The 14955-nt window shown below is 73.3% G+C and carries 15 protein-coding genes and 2 pseudogenes; 12 read left to right on the forward strand and 5 right to left on the reverse strand.

The features are described from left to right. Positions 1–87: 87 nt before the first annotated feature. The 7 genes and pseudogenes from ABD832_RS40740 (at position 88) to ABD832_RS40770 (ending at position 5179) form a co-directional block, all read left to right on the forward strand. The gene (locus ABD832_RS40740) at positions 88–1437 is read left to right on the forward strand and encodes an enolase C-terminal domain-like protein (RefSeq protein WP_344907877.1); all 1350 of its coding nucleotides are present in this window, start codon (positions 88–90) and stop codon (positions 1435–1437) included. Next, positions 1437–2237 carry an SDR family NAD(P)-dependent oxidoreductase gene (locus ABD832_RS40745; protein ID WP_344907880.1) on the forward strand — a complete coding sequence of 267 codons (801 nt, stop codon included), beginning with the start codon at positions 1437–1439 and terminating at the stop codon, positions 2235–2237. The genes ABD832_RS40740 and ABD832_RS40745 overlap by 1 nt, the downstream gene beginning before the upstream one ends. Before the next feature lie 126 nt (positions 2238–2363). Beyond that, positions 2364–2798, forward strand: a pseudogene (locus ABD832_RS40750) (sugar ABC transporter substrate-binding protein); the annotation flags it as partial. 115 nt (positions 2799–2913) lie between these two features. Continuing rightward, the gene (locus ABD832_RS40755; protein ID WP_344907883.1) at positions 2914–3312 is read left to right on the forward strand and encodes a type 1 periplasmic-binding domain-containing protein; all 399 of its coding nucleotides are present in this window, start codon (positions 2914–2916) and stop codon (positions 3310–3312) included. Positions 3313–3339: 27 nt separating this feature from the next. After that, positions 3340–3600: an ATP-binding cassette domain-containing protein gene (locus ABD832_RS40760; RefSeq protein WP_344907886.1), complete on the forward strand. Its 261-nt coding sequence runs from the start codon at positions 3340–3342 to the stop codon at positions 3598–3600. 165 nt (positions 3601–3765) lie between these two features. After that, positions 3766–4167, forward strand: coding sequence for a sugar ABC transporter ATP-binding protein (locus ABD832_RS40765; RefSeq protein WP_344907889.1), 402 nt, complete (start codon positions 3766–3768; stop codon positions 4165–4167). Further along, positions 4106–5179, forward strand: coding sequence for an ATP-binding cassette domain-containing protein (locus ABD832_RS40770; protein WP_344907892.1), 1074 nt, complete (start codon positions 4106–4108; stop codon positions 5177–5179). The genes ABD832_RS40765 and ABD832_RS40770 overlap by 62 nt, the downstream gene beginning before the upstream one ends. Here the strand turns inward: ABD832_RS40770 and ABD832_RS40775 are convergent. From ABD832_RS40775 to ABD832_RS40795, 5 genes are read right to left on the reverse strand one after another with little or no spacing between them, the layout of a single operon-like run. Beyond that, a complete protein-coding gene (locus ABD832_RS40775) occupies positions 5132–5578 on the reverse strand; it encodes a hypothetical protein (RefSeq protein WP_344907895.1) in 447 nt (148 codons plus the stop codon). The two genes, ABD832_RS40770 and ABD832_RS40775, sit on opposite strands and share 48 nt — an antisense overlap. Beyond that, entirely contained in the window at positions 5571–7160 is a 1590-nt protein-coding gene (locus ABD832_RS40780; RefSeq protein WP_344887595.1) for a sugar ABC transporter ATP-binding protein, read from the reverse strand. The genes ABD832_RS40775 and ABD832_RS40780 overlap by 8 nt, the downstream gene beginning before the upstream one ends. Continuing rightward, complete coding sequence (locus ABD832_RS40785; RefSeq protein WP_344907898.1) at positions 7150–8226, reverse strand: sugar ABC transporter substrate-binding protein; 1077 nt, start codon at positions 8224–8226, stop codon at positions 7150–7152. Before ABD832_RS40785 ends, ABD832_RS40780 begins: the two co-directional genes overlap by 11 nt. Further along, positions 8223–9023 carry an SDR family NAD(P)-dependent oxidoreductase gene (locus ABD832_RS40790; RefSeq protein ID WP_344907880.1) on the reverse strand — a complete coding sequence of 267 codons (801 nt, stop codon included), beginning with the start codon at positions 9021–9023 and terminating at the stop codon, positions 8223–8225. The genes ABD832_RS40785 and ABD832_RS40790 overlap by 4 nt, the downstream gene beginning before the upstream one ends. After that, a complete protein-coding gene (locus ABD832_RS40795; protein ID WP_344907877.1) occupies positions 9023–10372 on the reverse strand; it encodes an enolase C-terminal domain-like protein in 1350 nt (449 codons plus the stop codon). The genes ABD832_RS40790 and ABD832_RS40795 overlap by 1 nt, the downstream gene beginning before the upstream one ends. Positions 10373–10679: 307 nt before the next feature. On the opposite strand from ABD832_RS40795, the gene ABD832_RS40800 reads away from it, so the two are divergent. The 5 genes and pseudogenes from ABD832_RS40800 (at position 10680) to ABD832_RS40820 (ending at position 14753) form a co-directional block, all read left to right on the forward strand. Beyond that, complete coding sequence (locus ABD832_RS40800) at positions 10680–11447, forward strand: FadR/GntR family transcriptional regulator (RefSeq protein WP_344907874.1); 768 nt, start codon at positions 10680–10682, stop codon at positions 11445–11447. Beyond that, positions 11444–12724 carry a nickel-dependent lactate racemase gene (gene larA, locus ABD832_RS40805; protein WP_344907871.1) on the forward strand — a complete coding sequence of 427 codons (1281 nt, stop codon included), beginning with the start codon at positions 11444–11446 and terminating at the stop codon, positions 12722–12724. The genes ABD832_RS40800 and larA overlap by 4 nt, the downstream gene beginning before the upstream one ends. Continuing rightward, positions 12721–13797, forward strand: a complete 1077-nt coding sequence (gene larB, locus ABD832_RS40810) for a nickel pincer cofactor biosynthesis protein LarB (protein WP_344907904.1) — start codon at positions 12721–12723, stop codon at positions 13795–13797. The genes larA and larB overlap by 4 nt, the downstream gene beginning before the upstream one ends. A 144-nt stretch (positions 13798–13941) precedes the next feature. Next, positions 13942–14427: pseudogene (gene larC / locus ABD832_RS40815) on the forward strand (nickel insertion protein); the annotation flags it as partial. A gap of 152 nt (positions 14428–14579) precedes the next feature. Then, the gene (locus ABD832_RS40820; RefSeq protein WP_344907907.1) at positions 14580–14753 is read left to right on the forward strand and encodes a hypothetical protein; all 174 of its coding nucleotides are present in this window, start codon (positions 14580–14582) and stop codon (positions 14751–14753) included. Positions 14754–14955 lie beyond the last annotated feature (202 nt).

Raw genomic sequence — 14955 nt, forward strand, 5'->3', positions numbered from 1 at the left:
TGTCCACGTGGTGAAAATTTCTTCACCACCAGGAAACATTCGCTGGAGGTATGCCTTCGTGCGCACCCATCGCCGAAACGGGGCACCGTGACGGAGCTGATCACCGCGGTCGAGGCCCACGACATCCGGTTCCCCACCTCCCGGCACCTCGACGGTTCCGACGCCATGAACCCCGAGCCCGACTACTCCGCCGCCTACGTGATCGTGCGGACCGGCGGCGGGCAGGAGGGGCACGCGCTCGCCTTCACCGTCGGGCGCGGCAACGAGATCGCCGTCACCGCCGTGGAGTCGCTGGCGCCGCTGGTCACCGGACGGCCGGTGGCCGAGGTGCTCGGCGACCTCGGCGGAATGTCGCGCCTGCTCACCGGCGACAGCCAGCTGCGCTGGCTCGGCCCGGAGAAGGGCGTCATCCACATGGCGGCCGGGGCCGTGCTCAACGCCCTGTGGGACCTTCGCGCGCGCAGGGCGGGCAAGCCGCTGTGGCGGCTGCTGTCGGAGCTGTCACCGGAGGAGATCGTCGACGTCGTCGACTTCCGCTACCTGGAGGACGCGCTCACCCGGCAGGAGGCGCTGGCCATCCTGCGCGACGCCGAGCCGGGCCGCGCCGGGCGCCGCGCGCGCCTGCTCGCCGAGGGCTACCCGGCCTACACCACCACCCCCGGCTGGCTCGGCTACACCGACGACAAGCTGGTCCGGCTGGCCAAGGAGGCGGTCGCCGACGGGTTCGGCCTCATCAAGCTGAAGGTCGGCGCCGACCCGGCCGAGGACGTGCGGCGCGTGCGGCTGGCCCGCGAGGCGGTCGGCCCCGACGTGCGCATCGCCGTGGACGCCAACCAGGCGTGGAACGTCGGCCAGGCGATCGAACGCATGGCCTCGCTCGCCGAGTTCGACCCGTACTGGATCGAGGAGCCCACCTCCCCCGACGACGTGCTCGGCCACGCCGCCATCCGCGAGCGGGTCGCGCCCGTCAAGGTCGCCACCGGCGAGCACGCCCACAACCGGGTGATGTTCAAGCAGTTCCTGCAGGCGGGCGCGATCGACGTCCTGCAGCTCGACGCGGCCAGGGTCGCCGGGGTCGGCGAGAACATCGCCATCCTGCTGCTGGCCGCCAGGTTCGGGGTGCCGGTGTGCCCGCACGCGGGCGGCGTCGGCCTGTGCGAGATGGTCCAGCACCTGGCGATGTTCGACTACGTGGCCGTCAGCGGCACCGTCGAGGACCGCGTCATCGAGTACATCGACCACCTGCACGAGCACTTCACCGACCCGGTGGTGATCGCGGACGGCCGGTACGTCGCCCCCCTCGGACCGGGAGGAGGCGGCGAGATGCACCCGGCGTCGCGCGCCGAGTACGCCTACCCGCACGGCCCCCGGTGGACCGCCGACGCGGCCACCGTCACGACCGGCGTCACGACCGCCGAGACCGGGGAGGTGGCGTGATGGGCACCTTCGACGGGCTCACCGCCGTCGTCACCGGCGGCGCCTCCGGCATCGGCCTGGCCACCGCCACCCTGCTGGCCGCGCGCGGGGCCCGCGTGGCCTGCCTCGACCTGTTCCCCGGCGTCCCCGGCGACCTCGGTGCTTCCGGCGCCCCCGGGGTGCCCGAGCCCCTGCTCGGGGTGCGGGCCGACGTGACCGACGACGCGTCGGTGCGGGCCGCCGTGGCCGAGGCCGCGGACCGGCTCGGCGGCATCGACATCCTGGTGAACAACGCGGGGATCGGCGCCCAGGGCGGGATCGAGGACAACGACGACGACGAGTGGCGCCGGGTCTTCGACGTCAACGTGTTCGGCATGGTCCGGGTGGCCAGGGCGGCGCTGCCGTACCTGCGGGCGTCACGGGCCGCGGCGATCGTGAACACCTGCTCCATCGCGGCGACCGCCGGGCTGCCGCAGCGGGTCCTGTACTCCTCCACCAAGGGCGCGGTGCTGTCCATGACGCGGGCCATGGCGGCCGACCTGGTCGCCGAGGGCGTCCGCGTCAACTGCGTCAACCCCGGCACCGCCGACACCCCGTGGGTGAGCCGGTTGCTGGAGGCGGCCCCCGACCCCGAGGAGGAGCGCCGGGCGCTCTCCGCCCGCCAGCCGATGGGCCGCCTGGTCTCGGCGGACGAGGTGGCCGAGGCCGTCGCGTACCTGGCGAGCCCTCTGTCCGGCTCGACCACCGGCACCGACCTGGCCGTGGACGGCGGCATGCACGGCCTTCGGCTGCGACCGAGCACAGGAAAGGAACGACCATGAGACGAGGACTCGCCCTGGGAGCGGCCGTCGCCCTGGCGGCCGGGCTGACCGGCGCCTGCGGGGGGCGACGCCGGTGGTGCCGGAGGCACGGCGGCCGCCCCGGCGGGCGGCAGACCGGTCGTCGGGGTGGACTACCCCCGCTCCGACACCGACTTCTGGAACTCCTTCATCAGGTATGTCCCCCAGTTCGGCACCGAGAACGGCCTGGAGCTGAAGACCACCAACTCCCAGAACGACATCTCCACGCTCACCGCCAACGTGCAGAGCCTCATCGGCCAGGGCGTCAAGGGCCTCGTGCTGGCGCCGCAGGACACCGCCGCCGTGGCCCCCACCCTCCAGCAGCTCACCGCCAAGAAGATCCCCGTCGTCATGGTCGACACCCGCCCCGAGCAGGGCGACGCCTACATGGTGGTACGCGCCGACAACCGGGCCTACGGCCAGAAGGCGTGCAAGTTCCTCGGCGAGAAGCTGTCCGGCAAGGGCAAGGTCATCATGCTCCAGGGCGACCTTGCCTCCATCAACGGCCGCGACCGCACCGAGGCGTTCAACGAGTGCATGAAGGCCGACTACCCCGGCATCACGGTGTTCGGCGAGGCCACCAACTGGGACGGCGCCGTCGCCTCGCAGAAAACTGCAGACGCAGCTCACCGCCAACCCCGACATCAAGGGCGTCTACATGCAGTCCAGCTTCGCCCTGGCGGGCACCCTCCAGGTGCTCAAGCAGCGCGGCCTGCTGGTCCCGCCGTCCGATTCCAAGCACGTCTTCGTCATCTCCAACGACGGCATCCCCCAGGAACTGAAGGAGATCGCCGCCGGCACCATCGACGCCACCGTCTCCCAGCCGGCCGACCAGTACGCCAGGTACGCGCTGCAGTACACCAAAGCCGCCATCGAGGGGAAGACGTTCAAGCCCGGCCCCACCGACCACGACAGCACCATCGTCCAGGTGCGTCCCGGCCTGCTGGAGGACCAGCTCTCCGCTCCCCTGGTCACCGCCGACGGCGGCACCTACGGCGGCGTCCCGAGCGTCAAGTCGGACGACTCCTCGCTGTGGGGCAACAACCTTGGCGGCTGACCCGGCGCCCGCCCCGTCGTCGAGGCGGTGGGCGTCACCAAACGGTACGGCGAGACCGTCGCGCTGGACCGCGCCGGGATCCAGGTCATGCCCGGCCGGACCCACGCCCTGGTCGGCCGCAACGGGGCCGGGAAGTCCACCCTGGTCTCGATCCTCACCGGCCTGACGTCCCCCGACGAGGGCGAGGTGCGCTTCGGCGGCGAGCCCGCCCCGCGCCCGGCCGACCGCGACGCCTGGCGGCGGCGGGTGGCCTGCGTCTACCAGAAGTCCACGATCATCCCGAGCTGACCGTGGCGGAGAACCTCTACCTGCACCGCCACGACCTGAACCGGTTCGGGCTGGTCCGCTGGGGCGCGCTGCGGCGCAAGGCGGCCGCGCTGCTGGCCGGCTGGTCGGTGGACGTCGGACGTACGCCTGCCGGCCGGCGAGCTGGACGTCGAGCAGCGGCAGTTCGTGGAGATCGCCCGTGCGCTGTCCTTCGGTGCCCGGTTCATCATCCTCGACGAACCGACCGCCCAGCTCGACGCCGCCGCCATCGCCCGGCTGTTCACCCGCATCCGGGCCCTGCAGGAACAGGGGGTGACCTTCCTGTTCATCAGCCACCACCTGCAGGAGATCTACGAGATCTGCGACACGGTCACGGTCTTCCGCGACGCCCGGCACATCCTGACCACCGCGGTGGCCGACCTGAGCCACGCCGAGCTGGTGGCGGCGATGGCGGGAGAGGCCACCGGCCTGACCGCCGCGCTGCCCCGGGCGTCCGTGCCCGCCGACGCTGGAGAGGTGCTCGTGCGTGCGCGGCCTGTCGTACGGGGACGCCTACCGGGAGGTCGACCTCCGCGTCCGGGCCGGTGAGATCGTCGGCCTGGCGGGGGCGGCGGCCAGCGGCCGGACCGAGCTGGCCGAGACCGTCGCCGGGCTGCGCGCGGCCGACTCGGGCGCGATCGAGGTCGCCGGCCGCCGTCCCCGTCCCGGAAGCGTGCCCGACGCGCTCGCCGCGGGTGTCGGCTTCGTCCCCCGCGACCGGCACCACCAGGGCTTCGTCCCGATGATGTCGATCGCCGACAACGCCACCATGACCGTGCCCGAACGGCTCGGCGAGGCCGGCCTGATCAGCGGCCGGCGGCGTGACCGGCTGGCCAGGACCCTGATCACCAACCTGGCGATCAAGACCCCCGGCCCCGGCCTGCCCGTGACGGGCCTGTCCGGCGGCAACCAGCAGAAGGTCGTCATGGCCAGGGCGCTGGCCTCCGACCCCCGGCTGCTCGTGCTGATCACCCCCACCGCCGGGGTGGACGTGAAGTCGAAGGAGTTCCTGCTCGGCAAGGTCGAGGAGACGGCCTCCGGGGGAAGCGGCGTGCTGATCGCCTCCGACGAGCTCGACGACCTGCGGCTGTGCGACCGCCTGCTGGTGATGTTCCAGGGCCGCCTCGTCACGGAGATGGCCGCGGGATGGCACGACCACGACGTGGTGGCGGCCATGGAAGGAGTCCGGCTCGACACCCCCGACGCCTCCGACGCCCCCTACACCCCGGATGCCCCCGACACCCTTGACGCCCGGATGCCCCCGATGTCTGAGAAGACCCTCACGCCCGCCCCGGAGAGCGCCGCCCCCCGGCGGGAACGGCCGCGGGTGCGGCTGGCCGGGCTGCGCGACTTCGCGCTGATCCCCGCGATCGTCGTGATCGCCGTCGTCGGCCGGATCGTCCACCCGATCTTCCTGCAGCCCGACAACCTGATCAACATCCTGCAGACCATGTCGGAGATATCGTGCTGGTCTGGCACAGACGATCGTCCTGGTCGCGGCAGGATGGACCTGTCACTGGAGTCGACTTCGGTCTCGCGCCGGGCGTGGCCGCCTGGCTGACCGTGGCCGTCGGCTCGGGCGCCGGGCTGGGCAGTGCTGCCGGGCGTCTGGGCGATCCCGGTCACCCTGGCCGTCGGCGCCCGAGCCGACGGCCACGGTCAGCCAGGCGGCCACGCCCGGCGCGAGACCGAAGGTCGACTCCAGTGACAGGTCCATCCTGCCGGCGACCAGGACGATCGTCTGTGCCAGGACCAGCAGCGATATCTCCGACATGGTCTGCAGGATGTTGATCAGGTTGTCGGGCTGCAGGAAGATCGGGTGGACGATCCGGCCGACGACGGCGATCACGACGATCGCGGGGATCAGCGCGAAGTCGCGCAGCCCGGCCAGCCGCACCCGCGGCCGTTCCCGCCGGGGGGCGGCGCTCTCCGGGGCGGGCGTGAGGGTCTTCTCAGACATCGGGGGCATCCGGGGCGTCAAGGGTGTCGGGGGCATCCGGGGTGTAGGGGGCGTCGGAGGCGTCGGGGGTGTCGAGCCGGACTCCTTCCATGGCCGCCACCACGTCGTGGTCGTGCCATCCCGCGGCCATCTCCGTGACGAGGCGGCCCTGGAACATCACCAGCAGGCGGTCGCACAGCCGCAGGTCGTCGAGCTCGTCGGAGGCGATCAGCACGCCGCTTCCCCCGGAGGCCGTCTCCTCGACCTTGCCGAGCAGGAACTCCTTCGACTTCACGTCCACCCCGGCGGTGGGGGTGATCAGCACGAGCAGCCGGGGGTCGGAGGCCAGCGCCCTGGCCATGACGACCTTCTGCTGGTTGCCGCCGGACAGGCCCGTCACGGGCAGGCCGGGGCCGGGGGTCTTGATCGCCAGGTTGGTGATCAGGGTCCTGGCCAGCCGGTCACGCCGCCGGCCGCTGATCAGGCCGGCCTCGCCGAGCCGTTCGGGCACGGTCATGGTGGCGTTGTCGGCGATCGACATCATCGGGACGAAGCCCTGGTGGTGCCGGTCGCGGGGGACGAAGCCGACACCCGCGGCGAGCGCGTCGGGCACGCTTCCGGGACGGGGACGGCGGCCGGCGACCTCGATCGCGCCCGAGTCGGCCGCGCGCAGCCCGGCGACGGTCTCGGCCAGCTCGGTCCGGCCGCTGGCCGCCGCCCCCGCCAGGCCGACGATCTCACCGGCCCGGACGCGGAGGTCGACCTCCCGGTAGGCGTCCCCGTACGACAGGCCGCGCACGCCGAGCACCTCTCCAGCGTCGGCGGGCACGGACGCCCGGGGCAGCGCGGCGGTCAGGCCGGTGGCCTCTCCCGCCATCGCCGCCACCAGCTCGGCGTGGCTCAGGTCGGCCACCGCGGTGGTCAGGATGTGCCGGGCGTCGCGGAAGACCGTGACCGTGTCGCAGATCTCGTAGATCTCCTGCAGGTGGTGGCTGATGAACAGGAAGGTCACCCCCTGTTCCTGCAGGGCCCGGATGCGGGTGAACAGCCGGGCGATGGCGGCGGCGTCGAGCTGGGCGGTCGGTTCGTCGAGGATGATGAACCGGGCACCGAAGGACAGCGCACGGGCGATCTCCACGAACTGCCGCTGCTCGACGTCCAGCTCGCCGGCCGGCAGGCGTACGTCGACGTCCACCGACCAGCCGGCCAGCAGCGCGGCCGCCTTGCGCCGCAGCGCGCCCCAGCGGACCAGCCCGAACCGGTTCAGGTCGTGGCGGTGCAGGTAGAGGTTCTCCGCCACGGTCAGCTCGGGGATGATCGTGGACTTCTGGTAGACGCAGGCCACCCGCCGCCGCCAGGCGTCGCGGTCGGCCGGGCGCGGGGCGGGCTCGCCGCCGAAGCGCACCTCGCCCTCGTCGGGGGACGTCAGGCCGGTGAGGATCGAGACCAGGGTGGACTTCCCGGCCCCGTTGCGGCCGACCAGGGCGTGGGTCCGGCCGGGCATGACCTGGATCCCGGCGCGGTCCAGCGCGACGGTCTCGCCGTACCGTTTGGTGACGCCCACCGCCTCGACGACGGGGGCGGGCGCCGGGTCAGCCGCCAAGGTTGTTGCCCCACAGCGAGGAGTCGTCCGACTTGACGCTCGGGACGCCGCCGTAGGTGCCGCCGTCGGCGGTGACCAGGGGAGCGGAGAGCTGGTCCTCCAGCAGGCCGGGACGCACCTGGACGATGGTGCTGTCGTGGTCGGTGGGGCCGGGCTTGAACGTCTTCCCCTCGATGGCGGCTTTGGTGTACTGCAGCGCGTACCTGGCGTACTGGTCGGCCGGCTGGGAGACGGTGGCGTCGATGGTGCCGGCGGCGATCTCCTTCAGTTCCTGGGGGATGCCGTCGTTGGAGATGACGAAGACGTGCTTGGAATCGGACGGCGGGACCAGCAGGCCGCGCTGCTTGAGCACCTGGAGGGTGCCCGCCAGGGCGAAGCTGGACTGCATGTAGACGCCCTTGATGTCGGGGTTGGCGGTGAGCTGCGTCTGCAGTTTCTGCGAGGCGACGGCGCCGTCCCAGTTGGTGGCCTCGCCGAACACCGTGATGCCGGGGTAGTCGGCCTTCATGCACTCGTTGAACGCCTCGGTGCGGTCGCGGCCGTTGATGGAGGCAAGGTCGCCCTGGAGCATGATGACCTTGCCCTTGCCGGACAGCTTCTCGCCGAGGAACTTGCACGCCTTCTGGCCGTAGGCCCGGTTGTCGGCGCGTACCACCATGTAGGCGTCGCCCTGCTCGGGGCGGGTGTCGACCATGACGACGGGGATCTTCTTGGCGGTGAGCTGCTGGAGGGTGGGGGCCACGGCGGCGGTGTCCTGCGGCGCCAGCACGAGGCCCTTGACGCCCTGGCCGATGAGGCTCTGCACGTTGGCGGTGAGCGTGGAGATGTCGTTCTGGGAGTTGGTGGTCTTCAGCTCCAGGCCGTTCTCGGTGCCGAACTGGGGGACATACCTGATGAAGGAGTTCCAGAAGTCGGTGTCGGAGCGGGGGTAGTCCACCCCGACGACCGGTCTGCCGCCCGCCGGGGCGGCCGCCGTGCCTCCGGCACCACCGGCGTCGCCCCCGCAGGCGCCGGTCAGCCCGGCCGCCAGGGCGACGGCCGCTCCCAGGGCGAGTCCTCGTCTCATGGTCGTTCCTTTCCTGTGCTCGGTCGCAGCCGAAGGCCGTGCATGCCGCCGTCCACGGCCAGGTCGGTGCCGGTGGTCGAGCCGGACAGAGGGCTCGCCAGGTACGCGACGGCCTCGGCCACCTCGTCCGCCGAGACCAGGCGGCCCATCGGCTGGCGGGCGGAGAGCGCCCGGCGCTCCTCCTCGGGGTCGGGGGCCGCCTCCAGCAACCGGCTCACCCACGGGGTGTCGGCGGTGCCGGGGTTGACGCAGTTGACGCGGACGCCCTCGGCGACCAGGTCGGCCGCCATGGCCCGCGTCATGGACAGCACCGCGCCCTTGGTGGAGGAGTACAGGACCCGCTGCGGCAGCCCGGCGGTCGCCGCGATGGAGCAGGTGTTCACGATCGCCGCGGCCCGTGACGCCCGCAGGTACGGCAGCGCCGCCCTGGCCACCCGGACCATGCCGAACACGTTGACGTCGAAGACCCGGCGCCACTCGTCGTCGTCGTTGTCCTCGATCCCGCCCTGGGCGCCGATCCCCGCGTTGTTCACCAGGATGTCGATGCCGCCGAGCCGGTCCGCGGCCTCGGCCACGGCGGCCCGCACCGACGCGTCGTCGGTCACGTCGGCCCGCACCCCGAGCAGGGGCTCGGGCACCCCGGGGGCGCCGGAAGCACCGAGGTCGCCGGGGACGCCGGGGAACAGGTCGAGGCAGGCCACGCGGGCCCCGCGCGCGGCCAGCAGGGTGGCGGTGGCCAGGCCGATGCCGGAGGCGCCGCCGGTGACGACGGCGGTGAGCCCGTCGAAGGTGCCCATCACGCCACCTCCCCGGTCTCGGCGGTCGTGACGCCGGTCGTGACGGTGGCCGCGTCGGCGGTCCACCGGGGGCCGTGCGGGTAGGCGTACTCGGCGCGCGACGCCGGGTGCATCTCGCCGCCTCCTCCCGGTCCGAGGGGGGCGACGTACCGGCCGTCCGCGATCACCACCGGGTCGGTGAAGTGCTCGTGCAGGTGGTCGATGTACTCGATGACGCGGTCCTCGACGGTGCCGCTGACGGCCACGTAGTCGAACATCGCCAGGTGCTGGACCATCTCGCACAGGCCGACGCCGCCCGCGTGCGGGCACACCGGCACCCCGAACCTGGCGGCCAGCAGCAGGATGGCGATGTTCTCGCCGACCCCGGCGACCCTGGCCGCGTCGAGCTGCAGGACGTCGATCGCGCCCGCCTGCAGGAACTGCTTGAACATCACCCGGTTGTGGGCGTGCTCGCCGGTGGCGACCTTGACGGGCGCGACCCGCTCGCGGATGGCGGCGTGGCCGAGCACGTCGTCGGGGGAGGTGGGCTCCTCGATCCAGTACGGGTCGAACTCGGCGAGCGAGGCCATGCGTTCGATCGCCTGGCCGACGTTCCACGCCTGGTTGGCGTCCACGGCGATGCGCACGTCGGGGCCGACCGCCTCGCGGGCCAGCCGCACGCGCCGCACGTCCTCGGCCGGGTCGGCGCCGACCTTCAGCTTGATGAGGCCGAACCCGTCGGCGACCGCCTCCTTGGCCAGCCGGACCAGCTTGTCGTCGGTGTAGCCGAGCCAGCCGGGGGTGGTGGTGTAGGCCGGGTAGCCCTCGGCGAGCAGGCGCGCGCGGCGCCCGGCGCGGCCCGGCTCGGCGTCGCGCAGGATGGCCAGCGCCTCCTGCCGGGTGAGCGCGTCCTCCAGGTAGCGGAAGTCGACGACGTCGACGATCTCCTCCGGTGACAGCTCCGACAGCAGCCGCCACAGCGGCTTGCCCGCCCTGCGCGCGCGAAGGTCCCACAGGGCGTTGAGCACGGCCCCGGCCGCCATGTGGATGACGCCCTTCTCCGGGCCGAGCCAGCGCAGCTGGCTGTCGCCGGTGAGCAGGCGCGACATTCCGCCGAGGTCGCCGAGCACCTCGGCCACCGGCCGTCCGGTGACCAGCGGCGCCAGCGACTCCACGGCGGTGACGGCGATCTCGTTGCCGCGCCCGACGGTGAAGGCGAGCGCGTGCCCCTCCTGCCCGCCGCCGGTCCGCACGATCACGTAGGCGGCGGAGTAGTCGGGCTCGGGGTTCATGGCGTCGGAACCGTCGAGGTGCCGGGAGGTGGGGAACCGGATGTCGTGGGCCTCGACCGCGGTGATCAGCTCCGTCACGGTGCCCCGTTTCGGCGATGGGTGCGCACGAAGGCATACCTCCAGCGAATGTTTCCTGGTGGTGAAGAAATTTTCACCACGTGGACATGGGATGTCTTTGTAATCCTCCGCGCGCGGCGTGTCCAGACCCTCCAGCGAAATACCGTAAATATGATGAAATATCTGAATATTTCAGGCCGTACCGCGCGGACGCGTCCCATGTATGCCTTGCGGCGGGCCGACCTCTCGCGCGAACATGGGATGTCTGTTATGTTCCCGCGGTGACCCGAGTACCGATCGAGCGTCCCGGCGACCGGAGGTCGTGCCCATGTCCCTGACCGACGAGGCGATCTCCCGCATCCGGGCGCTCGTCCGGTCGGGCGATCTTCCCCCCGGGGCGCGCCTTCCCCCCGAGCATCAGCTCGCCGCCCTGCTCGGGGTCTCCCGCAACCCGTTGCGCGAGGCGGTCAAGGCGCTGGTCGTGGCCCGGGTGCTCGACGTGCGGCGGGGCGACGGCACCTACGTGACCAGCCTGGAACCGCGGCTGCTGCTGGAGGGGCTGGGGCTGGCCGTCGAGCTGCTGCGCGACGACACCCTGCTGGAGATCGTCCAGGTCCGGCGGATGCTGGAACCCGCGGCGACCGCGCTGGCCGCGTCCCTGATCTCCGCCGGGCAGCTCGCCGAGGTCGGCGAGCACCTGGCCGCGATGCGCGCGGCCAGCGACGACGTGGAGAAGCTGAACCACCATGACGCCGCCTTCCACCGCGCCGTGGTGCGGGCGACGGGCAACGAGACGCTCTGCACCCTGCTGGACGGGATCTCCGGACGTACCCTGCGGATGCGGGTGTGGCGCGGCACGGTCGAGGCCGGCAGCTCGCACAAGACCATCGCCGAGCACGAGGCGATCTACAACGCCCTGGCCGCCGGTGACGCGACGCTCGCCCAGGCGGCGGCGCTGGTGCACATCGGCACGACCGAGACGTGGCTCCGCTCGGTGCTCGAGAACGTGGAGGGCTCCCCGGCCGACGGCGACCCGGCCGGTGGCGGGATCGCCGACGGGCTCTGGCCGGAGCCCGCCGACCAGGAGGCACGATGAGGATCCGCCTGGCCTACGGGGAGAGCGGCCTGACGGTCGACCTGCCCGACGAGGCCACCACGGTGGTGACCCCCGTCCACCACGCGGCCGTGCCCGACCAGATGGGCGCGCTGCGGGCCGCCCTGCGCGACCCGGTGTCCGGGCCGCCGCTGCGCGAGAGGGTACGGCCCGGCCAGACCGTCGCCATCTCGGCCTGCGACATCACCCGCCCCCAGCCGCGGCACCTGATGATCCCGGCGATCCTCGACGAGCTCGACGGCGTCGTCGGCCCGGACGACGTGACCGTCCTCGTCGCGACCGGCACCCATCGCGGCAACACCGACGCCGAACTGCGCGCGATGTTCGGCGACAGGGTCGTGGACTCCGTGCGGATCGTCAACCACGACGCCCGCGACCCGGGATCGCTCACCTACCTCGGCCGCTTCGGCAAGGACGTGCCGGTGTGGCTGAACACCGCCTGGGTCGAGGCCGACGTGCGGATCACCACCGGCTTCGTGGAGCCGCACTTCTTCGCGGGCTTCTCCGGCGGCCCCAAGCTGGTCGCCCCCGGCCTGGCCGCGCTGGAGACCGTGCTCACCCTGCACGACGCCGCGCGCATCGGCGACCCCCGGGCCACCTGGGGGGTGATCGAGGGCAACCCCGTGCACGACGACGTGCGGGCCATCGCCGAGGGCACCGGGGTGACCTTCGCCCTCGACGTGATCCTCAACCGGGACAAGGACATCGCGGCGGCGTTCGGAGGCGACATCCTGCCCATGCACGCCGCCGCCACCGCCGCCGCCCGCCGGGTCGCCATGCGACGGGTCGAGGCGCCCTTCGACGTGGTGGTCACCACCAACTCCGGCTACCCCCTCGACCAGAACCTCTACCAGTCGGTCAAGGGCATGTCGGCGGCCTTCCAGGTGGTCCGGCCGGGCGGCGTCATCGTCTGCGCCGCCGAGTGCCGCGACGGCTTCCCCGACCACGGCTCCTACCGCGAGGTACTGGCCTCGGAGCCCTCCCCGCGGGCGCTGCTGGACGCGATCGCCGCCCGGCCGGTGACCGTCCCCGACCAGTGGCAGGTGCAGATCCAGGCGCGCATCCAGGCGGGCGCGCGGGTGGTGATGCACACCTCCTATCTCGGTGACGCCGACCTGGCGGCCGCCCACCTGGAACGGACCGGCGACATCGCGGCCACGGTGACCGAGGCGCTGGCCGCCGCCGGGCCGGGCGCCCGCGTGTGCGTGCTGCCGGAGGGCCCGCAGACCATTCCCTACCTGTCCGGCGGCCGGGCATGAGCGAACGCGCGGTGAGGCCGGTGGACGCGGTGGACCCGGTGGACCCGGTGGGCGCGACGGACACGGTGGGCGCGGTGGACCTGGGGTTCGCCCGGGTCGACGTGGACCGGGAGGCCCGCCAGGGCACGCCCGAGGTCGTCTACGGGCCCGGCAAGACCGCCGGGGAGATCGCCGCCATCGTCTCCGCACTGCTCGCCCGGAACACCGGCCCGGTGCTCGCCACGCGGGTCGAGGACGCGGTCGCCGGGACCGTCCTGGGGGCCGTGCCGGGCGGGTCCCACGACCCGGTGGCGCGGCTGCTGGTGTGGCGGCCGGCGCGGACCGGTCCCTTCGCGGTCGCGGTGGTCACGGCGGGCACGTCCGACGGCCCGGTGGCGGCCGAGGCGGCGGCCGTGGCCCGGGCGCTCGGGCTGGACGTCACCGTGATCCGGGACGTGGGCGTGGCGGGCATCCACCGGCTGCTCGCCGAGACCGGGCGGCTGCGCGCCGCCGACGCGGTGGTCGTCGTGGCGGGCATGGAGGGGGCGCTGGCCAGCGCCGTCGGCGGCCTCGTGGCTGCGCCGGTGATTGCAGTGCCCACCTCCGTCGGGTACGGCGCGGCCCCTGGAGGGCGTCACCGCCCTGCTGGCGATGCTGTCCTCGTGCGCCGCGGGCCTCACCGTGGTCAACATCGACTCCGGCTTCGGCGCCGCCATGGCCGCCCACCGTCTCGCCCGTACCGCCGCCCGCCACGCCCTTTCGCCCCCGTCCTCCCCGCCCCCGTCCACCCCGGCCGCCCCGTTCCCGGAGAGCACGGCGGGCACGGAGAGCACGGCGGGCACGGCGGGGGAGCAGGGGGGAGGGCCGTGATCTGCCGGATCGACCCGTTCACCGGGCTGGCGGGGGACATGCTGCTGGCGGCGCTCCTCGACGCCGGGGCGCCGCTGGACGGTGTCCGCGCGGCGGTGGCGTCGACGGGCCTGACCGGCCTGGGAGCTGACGGCCGGGCGGGTCGTCACCCACGGGCTGGCGGCGACCCGCGTACGGGTCACGGTCACCGACACGGCCACCCGAGCGCCGGGCGGCCGAGCTGATCTCCATGGCCGGATCCGCCCGGCCGGTAACCGGTCTGCCGCCCTCGCCACCGCCGCGCTGCGGGCGATCGCCGAGGCGGAGGGCCGGATCCACGGCACCGACCCCGGACGGGTTGCACCTGCACGAGCTGGGGCGGCCACGACGCGCTCGTGGACATCGTCGGCGTGGCCGCCGCACTGCACCTGCTCGGCGTCACGGCCGTGCACTGCGCCCCGATCCCCCTCGGCACCGGTACGGTGACCACCCGCCACGGCGTGCTGCCCGTACCGGCCCCCGCGACCGCCGCCCTGCTGCGGGGGGCCCTGGTGACCGGCAGCGACCTGCCCGGGGAGACCGTGACCCACCACGGGGGCGGCGCTGCTGCGCGCCATGGGGGGCGCGGTACACGCCGCCGCCGGTGATGACCCCGGTGGCGACCGGCTACGTGCGCGGGCACCCGGGAGCTCGCCGACCGCCCGAACGTCGTCGTCGTCACCGTCGCCGAGCCCGCCCGCGACGCCGGTACCGAGCCCTTGGTCGTCCTGGAGACCAACCTGGACGACGTCACCGGCGAGCGTCCTCGGCCACACGATCGCACGGGCCGTCGACGCCGGTGCCCTGGACGCCTGGGGCCACCCCGGCCGTCATGAAGAAGGGCCGGCCCGCGCACGTGCTGCACGTGCTGTGCCGTCCCTTCGCCGTACCCGGCCCTGCGTGAGCTGGTCCCTCGCCGAGACCGGCGCGCTCGGCGTGCGCGAGATCGCGGTCGAGCGCACGGCCCTGCCCCCGGCACACCACCGAGGTGGACCTGGCGGGCCACCGCGTGCGCGTCAAGCACGGGCCGCACTCGGCCAAACCCGAACACGACGACGTGGCCGCAGCCTCGGCCGCCCTGGGCCTGTCCCTGCGCGAGACGGCCGCCCGGGCGCTGCGGCTGGACCGCGAACGGCGCCCGGCGCAGGAGGGACCGGGATGACCCCCGACGCGAAGATCGACGTACTGCTCGGCCGGCTGGCGGACCTCGGCTCGCTCGCCGTCGCCTTCTCCGGCGGGGCCGACTCCGCGCTGGTGCTGGCGGCGGGCGGTCCGGGTCGCTCGGGACGGGGCGGGGTGCTGGCCGTGACGGCGGTCTCCGACAGCCTGGCGGCCGAGGAACTCGACACGGCCCGGCGGTTCGC

Origin of the sequence: Streptosporangium longisporum, assembly GCF_039534895.1 — a bacterium.
Lineage (GTDB): Bacteria > Actinomycetota > Actinomycetes > Streptosporangiales > Streptosporangiaceae > Streptosporangium > Streptosporangium longisporum.

Excerpts from the sequence above, each read along its gene's own strand:
- ABD832_RS40745 (WP_344907880.1), top strand. The coding sequence starts at position 1,437 with ATGGGCACCTTCGACGGGCTCACCGCCGTCGTCACCGGCGGCGCCTCC.
- ABD832_RS40755 (WP_344907883.1), top strand. The coding sequence starts at position 2,914 with ATGCAGTCCAGCTTCGCCCTGGCGGGCACCCTCCAGGTGCTCAAGCAG.
- ABD832_RS40775 (WP_344907895.1), bottom strand. The coding sequence starts at position 5,578 with ATGTCTGAGAAGACCCTCACGCCCGCCCCGGAGAGCGCCGCCCCCCGG.
- ABD832_RS40785 (WP_344907898.1), bottom strand. The coding sequence starts at position 8,226 with ATGAGACGAGGACTCGCCCTGGGAGCGGCCGTCGCCCTGGCGGCCGGG.
- ABD832_RS40790 (WP_344907880.1), bottom strand. The coding sequence starts at position 9,023 with ATGGGCACCTTCGACGGGCTCACCGCCGTCGTCACCGGCGGCGCCTCC.
- ABD832_RS40800 (WP_344907874.1), top strand. The coding sequence starts at position 10,680 with ATGTCCCTGACCGACGAGGCGATCTCCCGCATCCGGGCGCTCGTCCGG.
- larA (WP_344907871.1), top strand. The coding sequence starts at position 11,444 with ATGAGGATCCGCCTGGCCTACGGGGAGAGCGGCCTGACGGTCGACCTG.
- larB (WP_344907904.1), top strand. The coding sequence starts at position 12,721 with ATGAGCGAACGCGCGGTGAGGCCGGTGGACGCGGTGGACCCGGTGGAC.